At 74.7% G+C, this 18,467-nt stretch carries 17 protein-coding genes and 1 pseudogene; 12 read left to right on the top strand and 6 right to left on the bottom strand.

Going from position 1 to position 18,467, the window contains the following annotated elements; genetic code table 11:
- Positions 1 to 445 precede the first annotated feature (445 nt).
- From ACFXHB_RS14430 to ACFXHB_RS14385, 10 genes and pseudogenes are all read left to right on the top strand, one after another.
- Complete coding sequence (locus ACFXHB_RS14430; protein ID WP_380574429.1) at positions 446 to 1,849, top strand: condensation domain-containing protein; 1,404 nt, start codon at positions 446 to 448, stop codon at positions 1,847 to 1,849.
- A gap of 222 nt (positions 1,850 to 2,071) precedes the next feature.
- Complete coding sequence (locus ACFXHB_RS14425; protein WP_380574428.1) at positions 2,072 to 2,959, top strand: diiron oxygenase; 888 nt, start codon at positions 2,072 to 2,074, stop codon at positions 2,957 to 2,959.
- Positions 2,960 to 3,138: 179 nt separating this feature from the next.
- Positions 3,139 to 3,993 (top strand): aminoacyl--tRNA ligase-related protein, encoded by an 855-nt coding sequence (locus ACFXHB_RS14420; protein WP_380574426.1) that lies wholly within the window; start codon positions 3,139 to 3,141, stop codon positions 3,991 to 3,993.
- Positions 3,980 to 5,038, top strand: coding sequence for an NAD(P)H-dependent flavin oxidoreductase (locus ACFXHB_RS14415; RefSeq protein WP_380574424.1), 1,059 nt, complete (start codon positions 3,980 to 3,982; stop codon positions 5,036 to 5,038). The genes ACFXHB_RS14420 and ACFXHB_RS14415 overlap by 14 nt, the downstream gene beginning before the upstream one ends.
- A gap of 4 nt (positions 5,039 to 5,042) precedes the next feature.
- Positions 5,043 to 6,056 carry a class I SAM-dependent methyltransferase gene (locus ACFXHB_RS14410; RefSeq protein ID WP_380574423.1) on the top strand — a complete coding sequence of 338 codons (1,014 nt, stop codon included), beginning with the start codon at positions 5,043 to 5,045 and terminating at the stop codon, positions 6,054 to 6,056.
- Between the two features lie 81 nt (positions 6,057 to 6,137).
- A complete protein-coding gene (locus ACFXHB_RS14405; RefSeq protein WP_380574422.1) occupies positions 6,138 to 6,377 on the top strand; it encodes an acyl carrier protein in 240 nt (79 codons plus the stop codon).
- Positions 6,374 to 7,039, top strand: coding sequence for a cysteine hydrolase family protein (locus ACFXHB_RS14400; protein ID WP_380574421.1), 666 nt, complete (start codon positions 6,374 to 6,376; stop codon positions 7,037 to 7,039). Before ACFXHB_RS14405 ends, ACFXHB_RS14400 begins: the two co-directional genes overlap by 4 nt.
- Before the next feature lie 417 nt (positions 7,040 to 7,456).
- On the top strand, positions 7,457 to 9,715 hold the full coding sequence (locus ACFXHB_RS14395) for a molybdopterin cofactor-binding domain-containing protein (protein ID WP_380574420.1): 2,259 nt from the start codon (positions 7,457 to 7,459) through the stop codon (positions 9,713 to 9,715).
- Positions 9,716 to 9,802: 87 nt separating this feature from the next.
- A pseudogene (locus ACFXHB_RS14390) lies at positions 9,803 to 10,249 on the top strand ((2Fe-2S)-binding protein); the annotation flags it as partial.
- Positions 10,250 to 10,439: 190 nt separating this feature from the next.
- Positions 10,440 to 11,630 (top strand): alpha/beta hydrolase, encoded by a 1,191-nt coding sequence (locus tag ACFXHB_RS14385; RefSeq protein ID WP_380574418.1) that lies wholly within the window; start codon positions 10,440 to 10,442, stop codon positions 11,628 to 11,630.
- Positions 11,631 to 11,686: 56 nt separating this feature from the next.
- Here ACFXHB_RS14385 and ACFXHB_RS14380 read toward each other — a convergent pair whose 3' ends face one another.
- From ACFXHB_RS14380 to ACFXHB_RS14370, 3 genes are all read right to left on the bottom strand, one after another.
- On the bottom strand, positions 11,687 to 12,283 hold the full coding sequence (locus tag ACFXHB_RS14380) for a TIGR03086 family metal-binding protein (RefSeq protein WP_380574417.1): 597 nt from the start codon (positions 12,281 to 12,283) through the stop codon (positions 11,687 to 11,689).
- 165 nt (positions 12,284 to 12,448) lie between these two features.
- Positions 12,449 to 13,204 carry an SDR family NAD(P)-dependent oxidoreductase gene (locus ACFXHB_RS14375; RefSeq protein ID WP_380574415.1) on the bottom strand — a complete coding sequence of 252 codons (756 nt, stop codon included), beginning with the start codon at positions 13,202 to 13,204 and terminating at the stop codon, positions 12,449 to 12,451.
- 173 nt (positions 13,205 to 13,377) lie between these two features.
- Entirely contained in the window at positions 13,378 to 14,163 is a 786-nt protein-coding gene (locus tag ACFXHB_RS14370; protein ID WP_380574414.1) for a transglycosylase family protein, read from the bottom strand.
- Between the two features lie 219 nt (positions 14,164 to 14,382).
- On the opposite strand from ACFXHB_RS14370, the gene ACFXHB_RS14365 reads away from it, so the two are divergent.
- Complete coding sequence (locus ACFXHB_RS14365; protein ID WP_380574413.1) at positions 14,383 to 14,577, top strand: hypothetical protein; 195 nt, start codon at positions 14,383 to 14,385, stop codon at positions 14,575 to 14,577.
- A gap of 111 nt (positions 14,578 to 14,688) precedes the next feature.
- On the opposite strand, the gene ACFXHB_RS14360 is transcribed toward ACFXHB_RS14365, so the two are convergent.
- Entirely contained in the window at positions 14,689 to 15,363 is a 675-nt protein-coding gene (locus ACFXHB_RS14360) for a LysE family transporter (protein ID WP_380574411.1), read from the bottom strand.
- Positions 15,364 to 15,433: 70 nt separating this feature from the next.
- Between ACFXHB_RS14360 and ACFXHB_RS14355 the strand changes: the two genes are divergently transcribed.
- Positions 15,434 to 15,865 carry an Lrp/AsnC family transcriptional regulator gene (locus ACFXHB_RS14355; RefSeq protein ID WP_380574410.1) on the top strand — a complete coding sequence of 144 codons (432 nt, stop codon included), beginning with the start codon at positions 15,434 to 15,436 and terminating at the stop codon, positions 15,863 to 15,865.
- A gap of 47 nt (positions 15,866 to 15,912) precedes the next feature.
- Here ACFXHB_RS14355 and ACFXHB_RS14350 read toward each other — a convergent pair whose 3' ends face one another.
- Positions 15,913 to 16,581 (bottom strand): response regulator, encoded by a 669-nt coding sequence (locus ACFXHB_RS14350; protein ID WP_380574409.1) that lies wholly within the window; start codon positions 16,579 to 16,581, stop codon positions 15,913 to 15,915.
- A 93-nt stretch (positions 16,582 to 16,674) separates the two neighbouring features.
- A complete protein-coding gene (locus tag ACFXHB_RS14345; RefSeq protein WP_380574408.1) occupies positions 16,675 to 18,357 on the bottom strand; it encodes a sensor histidine kinase in 1,683 nt (560 codons plus the stop codon).
- Positions 18,358 to 18,467 lie beyond the last annotated feature (110 nt).

The following is an 18,467-nucleotide window of genomic DNA, read 5'->3' as shown; positions in this document are numbered from 1 at the left end:
GGACAACCGGAAGCGGGGGTCGCTAGGGTCCGAAGTGGAATGGAGCAAACCGGCCGGCAGGTCGGCGCATCCGTCCTTCACCTCGGACCGGGGTCGACGTGGGCCGCCGCCCGATCGGCGGCCCCGCACCTCTGGAAGCCGGACCGAGGGCCAGGCCCCACAAGCCAGCCCCACCTCCGCAGCGTCCCAGCACCACGGCATCCCACCGCGGCACAGCCCCACCCACCGCACAGCCCCGCTTCGCGCTCCGCCGGACCGGCCGCGCGCGGCGGGCCGCGCGGGCCTGCCCGCACGTCCCCGAACGACGCACCGCACCCCCGAGGCGCCCCACTGCCGTGGCGCCCGGCCGAGGACGCGGCAGCCCCGCCCGCACCACGCCGTCATCCGCACCACGCCGTCATCCGACCGCGCCGCCTGACGCAGCGCAGCCCCGAGAGGCCTAGGCATGGAACAACGTCGCGTCGGCTCCCTCCGGTTCCAGGGGGACCGGACCGAGAGCGCCCCGATGACCTGGGGTCAGCGCGCCATCTGGAAGTCCATCCAGTGGCTCGACGAGGGCGCCCACTACTACAACATCCCCCGTGTGGTCTCCGCGCCACCAGGACTGACGGTCGCTCGGGCCGAAGCGGCCCTGGGTCGGCTGCTCTCCCGTCACGAGGCACTGCGCACCCGCTTCGAGCAGACCGTGCAGGGGCCGGTGCAGAACGTCTCGGCCGCCGGCGAGCTGACCGTCCCCGTCCACGAAGCCCCGCCCGGCCAGGGCGCCGCGCTCGCCGACGAGGTGTCCCGGGCGCTGGCCGCCGAGCCCTTCCGGCACCGCGAGGAGTGGCCCTTCCGCTGCGCCCTGGTACTGGAGCAGGGCGAGCCGGTCCAGGTCGCCCTGGTCTTCTCGCACCTGGGCGTCGACTTCTGGGGCGTGCAGCAGGTCGAACAGGACCTGCGCGACCTGCTGGCCGGGCAGGACCCGGAGCCGCCGGCCTGGCAACCGCTCGACCAGGCGCGGTTCGAGACCGAGGGCCCGGGTGCCGCGCGCGGGACCGCGTCGGTCGAGTACTGGCGCCGGACCCTGGCCAGCGTGCCGCCCGCGATGTTCCCGCCCGCCCAACTCCCGTCCACCGAAGGGACAGAAGGGAGCGAGGAGACGGGCGGGGCCGAGCGCTTCGTGCGGCTGCGCATGAACTCGCCCGCCGCCGCCGTGGCCGCCAGTACGCTCGCCGACCGCTGCGGGGTCAGCACCGGTACCGTCCTGCTCGCCGGGACGGCCGCGCTGCTCGGCACCTACACCGGGAACAGCACCGCCGTCCTGCAGTTGATCGCCGTCAACCGGCACGACGAGCGCAGCCGCCGGCTGGTGGCCGCGATGACCGCCAACGCGCTGTTCTCGCTCGACGTGGCCCGGCCGACCTTCGAGGAGGTCATCCGCGCCACCTTCCTCGCCGGGATGAACGCCTACCGCTTCGCCCAGTACGACCCACTGGTGGTCGACGGGGTGATCGACGCGGCCCGGGAGGCGAGCGGCGGTGTCCTGCGACTCTCCTCCTTCTTCAACGACGTTCGCCTGAACGACCGTTGGGAGCAGCTGCCGGCCACCGACGGCTCCGAGCAGCAGCTGCGGGCGCTCACCGAGAAGACCGAGGTCTCGCTGATCGGCAGCTGGGAGCGGCAGGACGCCGACTTCTTCCTGCACACCACCTACGAACCCGACACCTGCCTGCTCTATCTGATGGCCGACACCGCGCTGATCCCCCGACCGGAGATCGAGCGGTTGCTGCGCGCCTTCGAGCGACTGCTCGTGGAGGCCGCCGTCGGCCGGCCGGCCCTGGACACCCTCCCGGTCGCCGGGTCCTGACCCGCTCTCCCCCACCCTCCTCCCGAAGCCACACCACGACGCGTCCCGGTCCTCCCGGAGCACGTCCCCCTCCCGACGCACCTCCCGGTACTGCCGACGCACGTGCCGGTACTCCCGGGGTACGCCCCGGTACTCCCGGGGTACGCCCCGGCCGCACGCCGGGCGTACGTCCGCCGCAAGGTCCACAGCCCCACCGTCAACCGTCACACAGGAGCAGCAGCCATGAGCAGCACCGCACCCGCCATCTGGGACGAGGAGGTCAGCGCCGCCGTCGAGCGCCTGACCACCGCCGCCGAGAACGAGTACTACAACCCGTACCAGACCTTCGACTGGCCGGAGGGCATCCCCGAGGGCGCCCTGTGGATGAGCGAGGACCTGATGACGGTCCACGGCACCGACGCGGCCGCCGAACTCACCCGGGAGCAGTACCTCGCGCTCGCCCAGTGGGAGAGCGTCAACTTCTACAGCCTCAACGTGCACGGCATCCGCGAGCTGATGCAGGAGGTCGTGGCGCGCATCCACGCCCCGGGCTACGAGATCCCCACGCCGTTCTTCCACCACTTCCTGGGGGAGGAGAACGAGCACATGTGGTTCTTCGCCGAGTTCTGCCTGCGCTACGGCGGCAAGCTCTACCCCAACCGGGCGATGAGCTTCGGGGACCAGAAGCACTCCGCGCTGTTCGACAACTTCATCGTCTTCAGCCGGATCCTGATCTTCGAGCAGATCGTCGACCACTTCAACAGCAAGATGGCAGCCGACACCGCGCTGCCGGAGACGATCCGGGCGATCAACCGGGTCCACCACCAGGACGAGTCCCGGCACATCGCGTTCGGCGCCCAGCTGGTCCGGGCGCTCTGGGACCGGCTGCGCGAGGCCGGCGACGAGCAGGAGCTGGCCGCCGCCCGGCAGTACATCGAGAAGTACATCAACGCCTCGATCCAGCAGCTGTACAGCGTGGACGTCTACCGCGACGCCGGCATCCCCGAGCCGTTCGCCTTCCGCACCCGGCTGCTCGCCGACCCGGCCCGGGTGCCCGTGCACGACGCCATCGTCAGCCGCACCACCGCCTTCTACCGCCGGATCGGCGTGCTCGCGCCCAAGACGGCCTGAACCCCCGGGGCCGTCTGAACGCCTGAACGCCGGGGACGGTCTGAACGCCCGGGACCGCCCGGCCACCGAGGACCGCCCGACGCCGAGGGCCACCCGACCGCCACGGCCCTCACGGCACGCGCGACACCCGTACCGCGACACACCCACCGGAACACCCACGAGAACGAGGTCCCGCCCGCATGACATCGACCGTAGAGCCCGCCCCGCCCGCCGCCGTCCGGCTGCGCGACCCCGGCCCCGGCCTGGTCGCACTCGAACCCGCCCGGGCCGCCCTGCTGCTGGAGCTCGACGCGCTCTTCACCGACCTGGCCGAGCAGGTCGCCGCGCCCGCCGTGGTGGGCCCGCCGCTGCTGCCCGTGGAGGGCCTGGCCAAGCTCGACTACTTCCGCAACTTCCCCCACCTCGGGGTGCTCGCGGCCCGCCTGTCCGAGCAGGCCGTCGACGAGCTGGCGGCCGGTGCGGAGGCCGGCCGGCAGCCCGTCGAGCCCACCGGCTACGTGCTGCCCTCGGCCACCTGCTACGGCGTGCTGCTCTCGCTGGCCGGCCAGGAGGTCGGCGAGGAGCTGCGGCTGACCGCCGTCGGCCGCTGCTTCCGCAACGAGGACCACTACGACGGCCTGCGCCGGCTCTGGGGCTTCCACATGCGCGAGGTCGTCTACTTCGGCTCGGCCGACGGCGCCCGCGACCACCTGGCCACTTCCCGGGTGTTCATCGAGGAGCTGGCCGAGCGCCTGGGCGTCGAGCTGTCCTACCAGCCCGCCAACGACCCGTTCTACGACCGGACCGGCTCCCGCGCCAAGCTGATGGCCCTGGACCCGGTGAAGTACGAGTTCGTCGCCACCGACGGCACCGCGATCGCCTCGGTCAACCGCCACCGCAACTTCTTCGGGGAGCGGCTCGGCATCACCGCGGGCGGGCAGACCGCGCACAGCAGCTGCACCGCGTTCGGCGTCGAGCGCTGGGTGCACGCCATGCTGCTCGCCCACGGCAGCGCCGACCAGGCCCTGGCCCGGGTGCGCGATGTCCGCGGCTGACACCGGGGAGCGGGCCGGGGTGCTCGCCGCGGCCGAGCGCGGCGCCGCCGCGCTCGGGGTGGAGTTCCCCCTGGTGCAGGCCGGTATGGGCGGCATCGCCGGGCCGGCCCTGGCCGCCGCCGTCAGTGAGGCGGGCGCGCTGGGCACGGTCGCGCTCTACAAGGGTGACCGGGCCCTGGTCGTCGAGCTGATCGGCGACACCGCGCGCCGGACGACGCGCGTCTTCGGCGTCAACCTGATCCCCGAGGTCTCGGGCCGGCTGCTGCGGGAGCAGATCGACGCGCTGATCGAGGCGGCCGACCGGCAGCTCGTCCTCAACAGCTACGGCCTGCCGCCCGAGGCCGAGGCCCGCCGGGTGCTCGCCGCCGGACACCGGCTGCTCGTCCAGGTCGGCACGCCCGGCGAGGCGGCCGCCGCCGTGGAGCTGGGCGCCCACGCCGTCGTCCTCCAGGGCACCGAGGCCGGCGGCCACCACCTCGGTGACCGGCCGCTGGACGAGCTGCTGGCCGGCTACGACCAGGAGGTGCCCGCGCTGGTGTCCGGTGCCGTCACCGACGGCGCCGGGCTGCTGGCCGCGCTCCGGGCCGGGGCCTGCGGGGCGCTCTGCGGCACGGTCTTCGTGACCACCGCGGAGTCCGCCGCCCACGACGACTACAAGCGGGCCGTCGTCGCGGCCACCGGCGCGGACACCCTGATCACCGACCGCTTCTCGATCGGCTGGCCCGGCCGCCCGCACCGGGTGCTGCGCGGCCCGGTAACCGACGCACCCGAGCCGCCGCCGGCCACCCTGATCGCCTGGACCACCGTGATGGGGGTGCGTCGGCCGGTGCCGCGCGGCTCCGCGGCCGCTCCCACCGTCGAGGCGGAGGGCCAGATCGACGCGATGGCCCGGTACGCGGGCCTCGGCACCGGCCGGATCACGGCCGTCGAGCCCGCCGGCCACGTGGTCGCCCGGTTCCGCGAGGAGTTCCGGGCCGCCCTGGCCGGCGACCCGCTCACCGGCACCGCCCCCGCCGGACCCGCCCACCCCTCCGAAAGGACGTGACCTCATGGCCCTGGATCTCGGACTGACCCAGGTCAGCCAGCTGGCGTTCGGTTACTGGCACTCCCAGGTACTGATCGCCGCCGTCGAGCTCGCGGTGTTCGACGCGCTCGCCGACGGCCCGCTGGGCGTCGAGGAGGTCGCCGAGCGCTGCGCCGTCCCCGCCGACTCCGCCCTGCGACTGCTCGACGCCGCGACCGCCCTGCGGCTGCTGACCCGTGACGCCGACGGCGGGTACGCCAACACCCGGACCGCCGAGCGCCTGCTGACCACCGGCTCGCCGGAGTCGCTGGTGCGCTGGGTGCGGGTGATGGGTCGCTGGTACCAGCCCTGGGGCCGGCTCGGCCAGGCCCTGGAGCAGGGCCACGCGGTCGAGGACCGCAGCGAGCGGCTGACCGACGACCCGGCGTACGTCGAGGACTTCATCCTCGGCATGCACGAGTACAACTCCCGTACCGCGGAGGCCGTCGCCCGGGCCCTGCCGAGCGAGGACGCCCGCCGGCTGATCGACGTCGGCGGCGGCGCGGGCAGCTACAGCATCGCGTTCTGCCGGGTCTGGGAGGGGCTGCGGGCCGAGGTGGTCGACCTCGCCCCGGTGGTCGAGCTGGCCGGAAAGGTGATCGGTGAGGCCGGCCTGGCCGACCGGGTCACCGCCCGGACCGGCGACTACTACCGGGACGCTTTCGGCACCGACGCGGACGTCGTGCTGCTCTCCAACGTGCTGCACCAGGAGAGCCCGGAGAACTGCCTCTCCATCCTGCGGCGTTCGGCGGCGGCGCTGCGCCTCGGCGGCCGAGTGCTGGTGCACGGCCACTTCCTGGAGGAGTCGCGCACCGCGCCGGTGTTCACCACCCTGCACAACCTCTCCGCCCTCGCCCTCTGGAGCGGCGGCCGCAGCTACACCACCGACGAGATGGCCGAACTGATGACGGCGGCCGGCCTGTCGGACATCGAGGTGCTGCCGACGGCCGAGCAGTCGGCCCGCCTGCTGGTGGGCCGCACCGCCCCCAGCACGGGCTGAGCCCGGCACCACCCCGTCCCACCACCGCCGCCGGCACCGCGGACCCCGCCGTCGGACCCTTCGAACCTCCCAGGAGCTGTCATGCAGCAGATCATCGAGTGGATCAACGCCAAGAACCCGGAGCTGGACCGGGAGATCGACCGCGAGGAGGACCTGATCGAGGGCCGCCTCATCGACTCCCTGGACTTCCTGGAGTTCATCTACCTGCTGGAGAGCATCTCCGGCCGCACCATCGACCTCCAGGAGGTCAGTGTCGACGACTTCCGCACCGTCGAGCGGATCGAGCGGCGCTTCCTCGCCGACCTCATCGAGGCGGCATGACGACGCCCGACCCGCACCTCGCACCGCACCCGGAGTCCTCCGCCCTGGTCACCATCGACCTGCAGCGGGACTTCCTCTCCGACAGCCCCTACGGCATCCCCGGGACGACCGAGGTGCTGCCGCGGGTGCGCCGGACGGTCGAGGCCTTCCGCGCCGCCGGCCGCCCGGTGGTCCACATCGTCCGGCTGTACGAGAAGGGCGGCGGCAACGCCGACCTCGTCCGCCGCACGCTGCTGGCCTCCGGCACCGAGCTGGTCTCCCCCGGCTCCGAGGGGAGCCGGCTCGCCCCGGCGCTCGCCCCGGACAACGCGCCCCCGCTCGACCCCGAGATCCTGCTGGCCGGACAGGCCCAGGAGTTGGGACCGAACGAGTACGCGATCTTCAAACCGCGCTGGGGCGCGTTCTACCGGACGCCGCTGCAGGAGCTGCTGGAGCGGCACGGCGTGGACACCGTGGTCCTCGTCGGCTGCAACTTCCCGAACTGTCCCCGGGCCACCCTGATCCAGGCCAGCGAGCGGGACTACCGGGTGGTGGCCGTGCCCGACGCGATCTCCCGCACCAGTGAGCAGGGCCTGGCGGAGGTCGCCGGCCTGGGCGTCCAACTGCTCGACACCGCCGAGCTGCTCGCGCGGTTCGGGTTCCCGGCGGCCGAGGGGAGCTGACCCCGGCGCGCGGTCGGAGCGGGCCCGTCCACCCGGGCGGCCCGCTCCGGCCGCGGGCGCCCCGCACCCCCGGAGCGGGGCGCCCGCCCACCGCCGACCGGGCCGCGAACCCCTCGTCCCGCACCCCCACCCGAGGGGTGAACCTCCGTGCGAGTACGGAGCGGCCGTCACCCGCCCGGCGGTACCGAAACGCTGCCCGGACGGTGCGGTGCCGTCCGTATCCGCCCCATCCGACATCCCCACAGATGCCCGTTCCGGCCCGAAGTGCCCGTGTTGACCGGCCAGTAACCCACTCCTATGCTCGACCGCGTTCGTGATCCGGCACCGGGGCCGGGGCCGCCGAGGCCCGCCCGGCCGGAGCCGGCCCCGGCTCGAAGGGCTCCTGCCATCAGCACCTCCGTCGCACCCTCGGACCGCGTGCGGGACACCGTCCCGGGCGCCACCGACCGTGCCACCGCGCCCACCGGCCGTACCACCGCGCCCACCGACCGCCGCCGCTTCCTCACCTACCTGCTGGCCGCCCCCACCCTCACCATCGCCGCGCGGGCCGGCCTGGACGCCGCCGCACCCGCCGCCGCCCACGCGGCCGCCGCCGAACAGGCCTCCGCCGCACCGCAGTTGCTCGGCCTGCCCGGCATCCCCGACATCCTGGACCTCGGCGACGCACTGATCGTGGCCGGCCTGCCCACCGCCCACCTGCTGGTGCTGGAGATCGGCACCGACGGCCGCGCCGCGCTGCACCTCCCCCGGCTGGAGGTCGGCCAGGGCCTCACCACCACCATCGCGATGCTCGTCGCCGACGAACTCGACGCCCGGCTCGGCGATGTCGACGTCCCGCTCTCCGACGGCCGCCCCGACCTGCTGTTCAACCAGCTCACCGGCGCCTCCAACTCGGTGCGCTCGCTGTACGACCCGGTCCGCGCGGCGGCGGCCGCCGCCCGGGCCCGGCTGGTCACGGCCGCCGCCCACCGCTGGTCGCTGCCCGCCGACACGCTGCGCACCGCCGACTCCGCCGTCCTCGCCCCCGACGGCCGCCGGGCCGGCTACGGCGAACTGGCCGCCGCCGCGGCCACCGTGGCCGTCCCGGCCGTACCCGCCACCCCCAAGTCCCCCGACCAGCAGCGCCTGGTGGGCCGGCGGACCGGGCGGATCGACGCCCGTGACATCGTCACCGGCCGCGCCACCTACGCGGGCGACCTCGCCGTCCCCGGCGCCGTACCGACCGTGGTCGCCCGCCCGACCACCATCAACGGCACCCTCAGGACGCTGGACGCCTCCGCCGCCCGCACCATGCCCGGCGTCCTCGGCGTGGTACAGATCCCCACCGGCGTGGCGGTGCTTGCCGAAACCTTTGACCAGGCGCTCAAGGCCCGCGACGCGCTGCGCACCTCCTGGAACCCCGGGCCGGTCGCCGCACTCTCCGACCCCGACATCCGCGCCCGGCTGCGCGCCGCCCACGCCCCGTTCCTCGTCCCACCGCTGCTCACCCAGTACGTGGACGGCGAGTTCGACTTCGCCTTCGTCAACCACGCGCCCATGGAGGTGCTGACGGCCGTCGCCGACGTGCGGCCCAACCGCGCCGAGATCTGGTTCGCCTCGCAGACCCCGATCGTGGCGCAGCAGAGCATCGCCGCCGACCTCGGCCTGCCGCAGGACGCCGTCACCGTCCACGTGGTGCGCGGCGGCGGCTCGTTCGGCCGGCGGCTGTTCTTCGACGCCGCGCTGGAGGCCGCCCGGATCTCCCGGGCGGCGGGCCGCCCGGTCAAGCTGATGTGGACCCGCAACGACGACATGCGCCACGGCCGGATGCGCCCCGCCAGCCACCACCGGGTCCGCGCCACCTACGGGCTGGGCCAGGTGCTCAGCTACGAGCACCGGGTCGCCACCGTGCGGACCGACTTCCGGCACGGCCTCGGGGAGGCCCTCACCGCCGCCGGGTTCAACCTCTCGGTGGCCGGGATCAGCCTCGCCCAGGCCTTCTTCCTGCTCAGCGAGAAGAACCCGTACAACGTCGGCGTCCCGACCCAGCTCCTCTCCGAGGTGCCGCTGGAGATGCACACCGGCAGTTGGCGCTCGGTCTACTCGGGCACCGTCCGGGTGGCCGACGAGATCATGATGGACGAACTGGCCCGGCGCCTCGGTCAGGACCCGGTCGCCTTCCGCCGGGCCCGGCTGCGCGACGCCGGGGGCCGGGCCGTCCTGGACAAGGTCGCGCAGGCCGGCCGGTGGGGTCGCCCGATGCCCGCCGGCCAGGCCCAGGGCATCGGTTACCACGACGAGAACGGCGGGCGGGTCGCCTACCTGGTCGAGATCGACACCGCCGACCCCCACCTGCCGCGGGTCACCCGGGCGGTGATCGCCGCCGACCTCGGCCGCGTGATCAACCCCAGCGGCCTGGAGGCCCAGTTGACCGGTGCGCTGATCGACGGCATCTCGGTGATCCTGCAGGCCGGCAACCACATCGACCACGGCGCCGTCCGCGAGGGCAGCTTCGCCGACTTCCGCTACGCCCGGCAGCGGCACACCCCGCCCTCGGTCGAGATCCATCTGCTGCCGCCGAGCGGACCACCGGGCGGCGCGGGCGAGTTGGGCGTCCCGGCCGCCTCGGCCGCGGTCGCCAACGCCTACGCCCGCGCGACCGGCACCGCCCCGCGCTCCTTCCCCCTCGACTTCTGAGCCCGCCGCCCGGCTCCCCCGGCTCCTCCGGCGGCTCCGGCCCCGCTCGACCGACCTCCCCGACCTCCTCGAAGGGCCCGACTCCCCATGCCCAGCCACACCTTCGTCCTCAACGGGCAGCCGGTCACCGTCGAGGCGCCGGACGACATGCCGCTGCTCTGGGTCCTGCGCGACAAGCTCGGCGTCACCGGCCCCAAGTACGGCTGCGGGGTCGGGGTCTGCCGCGCCTGCACCAGCCACCTGGACGGCGCGGAGTTCCAGCCGTGCACCGCCGCGGTCAAGGACTGCGCCGGACGCGCGGTCACCACCATCGAGGGCCTCGCCGACGGCGAGATCCTGCACCCCGTCCAGGAGGCCTGGCTGGAGTGCGACGTCGCCCAGTGCGGGTTCTGCCAGCCCGGCCAGATCATGACGGCGGTCGCCCTGCTGCGCCGCTCCCCGAACCCGACCGACGCGGACATCGACCAGATCCAGAACATCTGCCGGTGCGGCACCTATCCGCGGATCCGCGAGGCGATCAAGAAGGCCGCCGCCGCCGGGCAGACCGCCCCGACCACGGCCGGACTCGGGTCCGCCGCCCCGACAGCGGTCGGCATCGGAACACCGACCCGGGCCGGGACCGGCCTCGCGCCCGGTCTCGCCCCCCGGTCGGCCTGAGTCCTGGCCAGATTGGTCCAGTCCACTTAGGGTGAAGATCCGTCAGAACGACTGATCCCAGGGGTGGATGACGATGATCGGGCGCCGCTCACTGCTGACCGTCGCGGGGCTGGGCGCGGCCGCGCTCACCCTCCCGGCCACCACCGCCCGGGCCGCCGCGCCCGTGCCCGCCGCGGTGCCCGCCCGACCGCGACCGATCGACCTCCCGGCGCCGACCGCCCGCCGCCCGGTCGGCACGGTCGCCCTGCACCTGGTCGACCACGCCCGGCAGGACCCGTTCGCCCCCGCCCCCGGGCCGCGCGAGCTCATGGTCCAGCTCTGGTACCCGGCCCTCGGTATCGCCGGCCGGCCCCGCGCGCCCTACACCACCGCCCGGGTGGCCGCCGTCATCGAGACCGCGCTGCCGCTGAACCCGGGCACCATCGGCGCCCTGCGGCCCACCGCCCGCACCGGCGCCCCCGCCACCCCCGGCGCGCTGCCGCTGCTGCTGCTCGGCCACGGCCGCAAGGGCGGGCGGAGCAACTGCACGGCGTTGGCCGAGGAGTTGGCCGCCCACGGCTATCTGGTGGCCGCGATCGACCACACCTATGACGCGGCCGCCGTCGAGTTCCCCGACGGCCGGCTGGTCCGCAGCGCACTGTCGGACGCCCCGGAGGACTGGGACGCGGCCGAGCGCGAGGAGATCGCCGCCCGGGTGGACGACCTGCGGTTCGTCGCGACGGAGCTGACCGCGGGCGCCACCGCCCGCCGCCCCGGGCTGCCGGGCGCCGATGCCCGCCGGATCGGCGTGCTCGGCCACTCGATGGGTGGCGCGGCCGCCGCCGAGGCTCTCCGCCGGGACGACCGGTTCCTCGCCGGCCTCGACCTGGACGGCGGCCTGTTCGGCTCCCCCGTGGCCGAACTCGGTCTGGACCGCCCGTTCCTGCTGCTCACCTCGCTCGCCGATCACGACACCTGGAGCCGCTGGCGCGCGCACCAGCGCGGTTGGGGCCGGCAACTGCGCCTCGGCGGCGCCGGCCACCTCGCCTTCACCGACCTGCCGCACGCCGCCGGCCCCGGCGAGCTGGCGGCCCATCTCCCGGCCGAGGTCTACGCCGAACTCATCGGCACCGTCGCGCCGGGGCGCGCGACGGAGCTGACCCGCGCGTACACCCGCGCCCACTTCGACCGCTTCCTGCGCGGGCGCCCCTCGGCCCTGCTGAACGGCCCCGCCACCCGCTACCCCGAGATCGAGTTCCGCTGGAGCCGGGGCCGGTAGCGCCTCGCCGACCCGCGTCCGACCGCCGCGGCCCGCGCGCAGGCCGGCCGCTCACCTCAGCTCACCTGCGGATCGCGCCCGAAGAAGGCGGCCAGCCGGTCGTAGACGGGCGCGTCCTCGGACACGGCCACCTCGGGACCGAAGGCGTGCCGCTCCTCCTCACTGCCCCGGTACTCGGGGCGCAGCGCGCCGCGCCCCCAGGCGAGCGAGGCCCGCGCGACGTCCTGGTCCAGGCCGTCCGTGGACTGGCCGGTGGAGCGGGCCACGTCCCAGCCGTGGACGGCGAACTCGGCGGTCTGCTGGTCCACCGGGAAGCGGGCGGGCAGCTCACCGACGCCGGGCACCTCGATGACGCCGCCGAGGTCGCCGGCCTCGCGCCAGGCGGCCACCAGCCCTTCGGCACCGGCCTCGAAGGCGTGCAGCCAGTCGCCCTCCAGCCGGGTGAAGGGCTGCTTCCAGTCCGGGGTACCGCCCTCGGCCCGGACGGTGAACTGCCGCAGGTCGAAGAGGAGATGGCTGACCAGCTGCGCGACGTCCCAGGAGCGGCAGGTGGTCGGGTGGGTGGCCTGTTCGGCGCCGATGCCGTCGATCAGGCCGGCGGTCTGTGCCAGGGCACGGGCGAGCAGGTCGATCGGGTCTTCCGCTGCGGTCATGGCACACCTCTTCGCTTCGGGGTCGGGCGACCGGACCGGCCGATCGTAAACGGGAGGACCGACAACCGGCCCGGCGCAACACCGCGCCGGGCCGGTCGTCGACCCGCTGTCGACCCTTCGCCCGGCCTTTCGTCACCGGTCACTGGTCACCGGCCGGCGGCCGGGTCAGGCCGCGAGGCCGCCGTCCACGGCGATCTCGGCCCCGCTGATGTACCGGCCGCCCTCGCCGACCAGGTGCGCGACCGTGGCCGCGATGTCCGCGCCACTGCCGTACGCGCCGAGCGCCGTCAGACCCCGCTGGAACTCCGCCGACGGGCCGTCGGCCGGGTTCATCTCGGTGTCGATCGGGCCGGGGTGGATGACGTTGGCGGTGATCCCACGCGGGCCCAGCTCGCGGGCCAGCGCCTTGGTGAGACCGGTCATCGCGGCCTTGCTGGCCCCGTACAGCGTGGCGCCGGGGAAGGCGACCCGCTGTGCGAGGCAGCTGCCGATGGTGACGATCCGGCCGCCTTCGGCCAGATGGGCGGAGGCCGCCTGGGCGTAGAGGAACGGCGCCCGGACGTTCACCTCCAGCACCCGGTCCACGTCGTCGAGCGCGAGCTCGCCGATCGGGCCGATCGCGCCGACACCGGCGTTGTTGACCAGGATGTCCAGCCGTCCGAGGCGCTCCACCACGGCCTCGACCGCGGACCGGACGGCCTGCGGGTCGGCGCTGTCCGCCCGGAGCGCCCAGCCGCGCCGGCCCATCCCGGTGATCTTGGCCGCGACGGCCTCGGCCCGCTCCGCGTCGCTCCGGTAGGTGACCACGACATCGGCGCCGTCCTCGGCCAGCCGCAGGGCCACCGCCTCCCCGATCCCCCGGCTGCCGCCGGTCACCAGGGCCACCCGGCCGGTCGGCGCACTGTTCTGGTTCATCGTCATATCGTCAGAACTCCTTGACTCGTTCTCGGACATGACTCGATCCTCGGCCCACGCCGTCCGTGAGTCCGGCGGTATTCGGACGTCGCGTTCAATCTTCAACAATCATCGGGGCCGACGCGCCGAGCGGCCACCCCCAGGACGGGGTGGCCGCTCGGCGCGGGTGCGGGCGGGCGTCAGACGCTGAGGGTTTGACCCGGGAAGATGAGGTCCGGGTCGCCGCCGATCGCCTTGACGTTCTTGGCGTGCAGGTTCGCGGTGTCGAGGCCGAACTTGGCCGCGATGTCGCTCAGGGTGTCGCCGCTCTTGACTGTGTAGCTGCCACCGGAGGTGTTCCGGTCGGTGGCGGCCGGCTTGGCCGGCTTGGCGACGTCCTGGGACTTCCAGGACTGCGTCTTCTGGGCCTGGTCGCCCTGCGCGGGCTTGCTCGGGGCCTGCTTGGCCTGCGGGGCCTGCGCGGGCTTGGCAGGCTGCTGCGCCTTGGGGGCGGCGGCCTTGGGGGCGGCCGGCTTGGCCGCGCCGGCGGCCGGGGCCGAGGTGTCGACGGCCGCCGGGGCGCCCCCCTTGGCCAGACCGGCCTTGGCCGAGCAGACCGGCCAGGCGCCGGGGCCCTGCGAGGCGAGCACCTTCTCCGCGACGGAGATCTGCTGGGCCTTGGTGGCCTGGTTGGCCTGCGACGCGAAGGCGGTGCCGCCGTACGCGGCCCAGGTGGACGGGGTGAACTGCAGTCCGCCGGAGAAGCCGTTGCCGGTGCTGATGCTCCAGTTGCCACCGCTCTCGCACTGGGCGACGGCGTCCCAGGTCGAGGTGGACGCGGCGGAGGCCGAGGTGGCCGTGACGAGGCCGGCCACCGGGAGGGCCGCGACGGCCCCGCCGACCAGCACCAGACGGGCACGGCTGCGGCGCTTCCCGGCGGTGGTGGTGTGGGTGGTGGCAGCGGCGGTCTCGTTACGGATCGTCATGAAAGTCCTCTCGACAAGCCCCGGGCGGGCAGACGGAACCAGGCCCTTGGCAGGGCCGTCGCGCTCACCTCACTCGACGGGCGGCGGGGCACGTGTCGGACGTGCGTGCCGCCCCGGCCACCCTCGCTCGCCGACGGCCTGTTCGAGCCGGTCGCGTCAACGGGCACGGCCCTCGCGCCGGGGGTCAGTCGGCGGGCTGTGCGTCGGGGGTGAACCCGGGTGGTGCTCGTTGCACCGCCAATGAAGCTACGGGCCCTCCGGGGCGGCTTCAAGCAATTCTTGGGCGCCGCAGGTCAGTTGACTGTTACCGGCGGTATCGATCATGAACACGCACCCGAAATGACCGCATTTGACGGTATTTTCAAGATCGAATGGTCAATTTCCGTGCTCCCGCTCACATCTGTCCATCTGTGAAGCCGCCCACACCGTCGACGCAGCGCGACCGTGAATCGACGGACCGTCACCGCCGGCACCGGAGTTCCCGGTTCCGCGCGGCGGTATCGTGGCATCGCCCACACCGACTACTCAGCGTGGCCACGCCGTGCGCACCGCGTAGCACACGACCAGTCCGTATCCGACACAGAAGCTGAGCCTCCGCGCTCGCGGTGAGAGCCGCGCACCCACCGAGACGCCCACCGCCGCCACCACCTGCTGCCAGAGCAGCGAGGCCGCCAGGACGCCCGCGACGAAGGCCGCACCACCCGCACCACCCCGCGGGCCGCCACCGCCCGTGACCAGGGCGGCGAAGTAGAGCGCCGTCGTCGGGTTGACCGCCGTCAGTGCGGTGAACCGCAGAAAGGCCCGGCCCGGCCCGCCGAACGCCCCCGCGCCGCCCGGCCCGCCCGACGCCCCCGCACCGCCCGGCCCGCCCGACGCCCCGACGGCCGCCGCCGGGCGGCGCAGCCCGAGCAGCCCGTGAACCGCCACCGCCGTGAGCACCACCGCCGAGCCCGCCCGGGCCCAGGCCTCCCAGCCGGCCGCCGTCGAGGCCAACCGGGAGCCGAGCGCCGTGGCGAGCGCCGCGTACGCCGCGTCCACGAAGGCCACCGCGCACGCCGCACTCACCGCGGCCGCGCGCCCGCGCCGCCCCTCCTCCAGCAGCAGCACCCCGACCGCCCCCAGCGGCACCGCCACGCCCAACCCCGCCCCGACTCCCGCCAGCGCCGCCGCCGTACCCGCCGTACCCGTCACATCCGTCATGGGGGCCACCGTGACGCAGCCGCCGCGACAACGACGGCCGGAACCCGGCCGGGCCCGCGACAATCGCGGTATGGATGCCCTCGACAGCGAAATCCTCGGCGAGCTGCGCGCGGACGCGCGGATCTCCTACCGCGACCTCGGCGCCCGGGTCGGCCTGAGCGCCAACGCCACGGCCGACCGGGTCCGCCGACTGGTCCGGACCGGCGTGATCCGTGGCTTCACCACCTTGGTCGACCCGGCCGCCGACAACACCCGGCCGGGCCTGACCGTCTTCGTCGACGTCCGGCTGCGGCCGGAGACGGACAGCGACACTTTCGAGACCACGGCGCTACGGCTGCCCGGCGTCACCGAGACCGCCCATGTCACCGGCGAGTACGACTACCTGCTGCGCGCCCGGGTGGCCGACGCCGCCGGGCTGGACCACCTGCTGCGCCGGCTGAAGCACGAGGCGGGCGTCGCGCACTCCAGCACCCGCATCGCCCTGCGGATCGCCACCCGCTGAGCACTGGGCAGCGCCCGAGGAGCGCTCGCCGACCTGGCCGGCCCGGGTCAGATCGGGCCGCCCAAACCCGCGTCCCGGGCCAGCAACGCCGCCTGCACCCGGTTCTCGCACCCCAGCTTGGCCAGGATCCGGCTGACGTACGCCTTCACCGTCGCTTCGCTCATGTGGATCCGGGTGCCCGCGTCCGCGTTGGAGAGGCCCTCGCCCAGCAACGCCAGCACCTCCAGCTCGCGCGGGGTGAGCACCTCCAGCCGCTGCCGGGCCGAGGCCCCCCGGGCCGCACCCGGGCCGCCGCGGGCACCGGCCAGCGAGTCCACGATGTGCCGGGTGGCGGCGGGCGAGAGGAAGGCGTTGCCGGTGGCGGCCGCCCGGACGGCCTGGATCAGCTCGGCGGGCGCGGTGTCCTTGAGCAGGAACCCGGCACCGCCCTCGGTCACGGCGCGCAGGACGTTGTCGCGCTCCCCGAAGGTGGTGAGGATCAGCGCCCGCGCGCCGGGCACCACCCGGCGCAGCTCGCCGAGCGCGGTCAGCCCGTCCATCACCGGCATCTGGATGTCCAGCAGGACGACGTCGGCCCGGTGGGCCAGCGCGAGGTCCAGGGCCTGCCGGCCGTCGGCGGCCTCGGCGACCACGTCGATGTCGTCGGCGGAGGACAGGATCATCCTGATCCCGGCCCGGATGAGCGGCTCGTCGTCGGCGACGAGGACTCGGATCACTGCTGGTCATCCCCTCGATGTGGTGCGGGTGGCGCTGCTCGCCACCATCCTCACACCTCCCGGGCCGGCCCTGTCACCCGCGCGGGCGCGGGCTCAGAACCGCCCCAGGTAGTGCTGCTTCTCCACCAGCACGCCGTCCTTGAAACAGAACCGGGCGACGGCGTCCTCGCGGCTCGTGCCGCTGGTGTCCCCGGAGAGGAAGTAGCGGCAGGCCGAGCCCTCCGGCGGGGTCGGGCCGCTGCCCTCGTAGTCCTTGGTGAAGAAGCCGTTGCCGGCCGGCAGCCGGCTCAGCACCTCGGCCTCGGGCGTGCCCTCCTGGATCGAGTCGTACAGCGAGCGCTCCACGGTCGCCTCGTTGGCGGCGCCGATGAAGGCCACCACCCCCCACACCAGCAGCCCCAGCACGGTGAGCAGGACGACCGCCCCGCCGACCGCGCAGCCGATCGCCGGGCTGCGCCGCCGACGGCGGTCGGACCCGTCGTCGGCCGCCGGCAGCGCGGCCAGTACCCAGGCCTCGTCCGCCCCGGCGGTTCCCGGGGCGGCCGGCGCCCCGCCGGCCCCCTCGTACGGGAGCACCGCGGCGAGCCGGAACCCCGCCTCCGCGGTCGGCCCGGCGTGCACCATCCCACCGACCAGCCGGGCCCGCTCGCGCAGCCCGGTCAGCCCCTGCCCACCGCTGACCGGTGCCGACCGGCCGCCCGCCGGTACCCCGGCCGGCTCCGGCGCGCGCGGGTTGGCCACCTCCACCACCAGCGCGTCCGGCTCGTAGCGCAGCGCGACCGAGATGGGCGCGCCGGGGGCGTGCTTGTGCGCGTTGGTGAGCGCCTCCTGGACGATCCGGTAGGCGGCGTGGCCGACGTTGGCGGCCGGCGGCCGGCGCTCGCCGTCCTCCCCGAAGGAGACGGTCGTCCCGGCCGCCCGGGAGGACTCGACCAGCTTCTCGATGCCCTCCAGACCACCGGTCCGCGCGCCGCCGCCGGCCGCGGCACCGACCGGCGCGGGCCCGGGCGCGGTCGACTCGTCGTGCAGCACGCCGACCACCTCGCGCAGCTCGCGCATCGCGGTGACCGCGGCCAGCCGCAGCACGCCGACCGCCTCCCGCTGCCGGTCGGACAGGGTGCGGTCGACCTCCAGCGCGCCGGAGTGCACGGAGATCAGGGCGAGCTGGTGGCCCAGGCTGTCGTGCATGTCCTGGGCTATCCGGTGCCGCTCCCGCAGCCGGGCCTGGTGCGCCACCATGGTGTGCTCGCGCAGCAGCTGCTCGTTGCGCTCCCGCAGCGCGTCCAGGAGCGCCCGGCGCTGGGCCCGGTACCGGCCCCAGAGCGCGGGCAACACCGCGACCAGCAGGAATCCGCCGAGGGAGAGCCCGAGCAGCAGCTTCAGCGGCGCCTCCTCGAAGTCCTTCACCGTGCTGGTGGCCGTCGTCAGCAGGAAGGCGCCGGCGAAGGAGCCGGCCAGCACGCTCACCCGCTTCACCCGGGCGCCGGCCGACCAGCCCGCGCAGGCCAGCAGCGGCAGCGGCCCGGCGGCCCAGCCGGCGACGGTGGCGGTGAGCAGCAGCACGGTCGAGGGCAGACCGCGCCGGAGCAGGAAGAGCACGGCCGTCCCGAGTGCGGTGACCGGCCACAGGGACGAGCGGGAGACCACCTCGATCAGCGCCGCGAGCGTGCCGAGCACCAGCGCGCCGACCGCCTCCCGCACCACCGTGCCGGGCCCCCAGGGCCCGGGCAGTGCCGTTCGTACCGCCCTCGACCAGGCCTTCGCTATCGCGTCCACCCCGCGAGGCTAGCCAACCGGCCGGCCGGGCGCCGCCGCCGTTCGTCGTTGTCCGCACCGACGAAAGTCGCGCGGTGCCACCGGGGTCCGGCGGTCGCCCCGGCCGGCCC

Origin of the sequence: Kitasatospora sp. NPDC059327, assembly GCF_042752535.1 — a bacterium.
Taxonomy (GTDB): domain Bacteria; phylum Actinomycetota; class Actinomycetes; order Streptomycetales; family Streptomycetaceae; genus Kitasatospora.
Note: the sequence above shows the minus strand (reverse complement) of the source record. Positions and strands in the feature narration are given on the sequence as shown.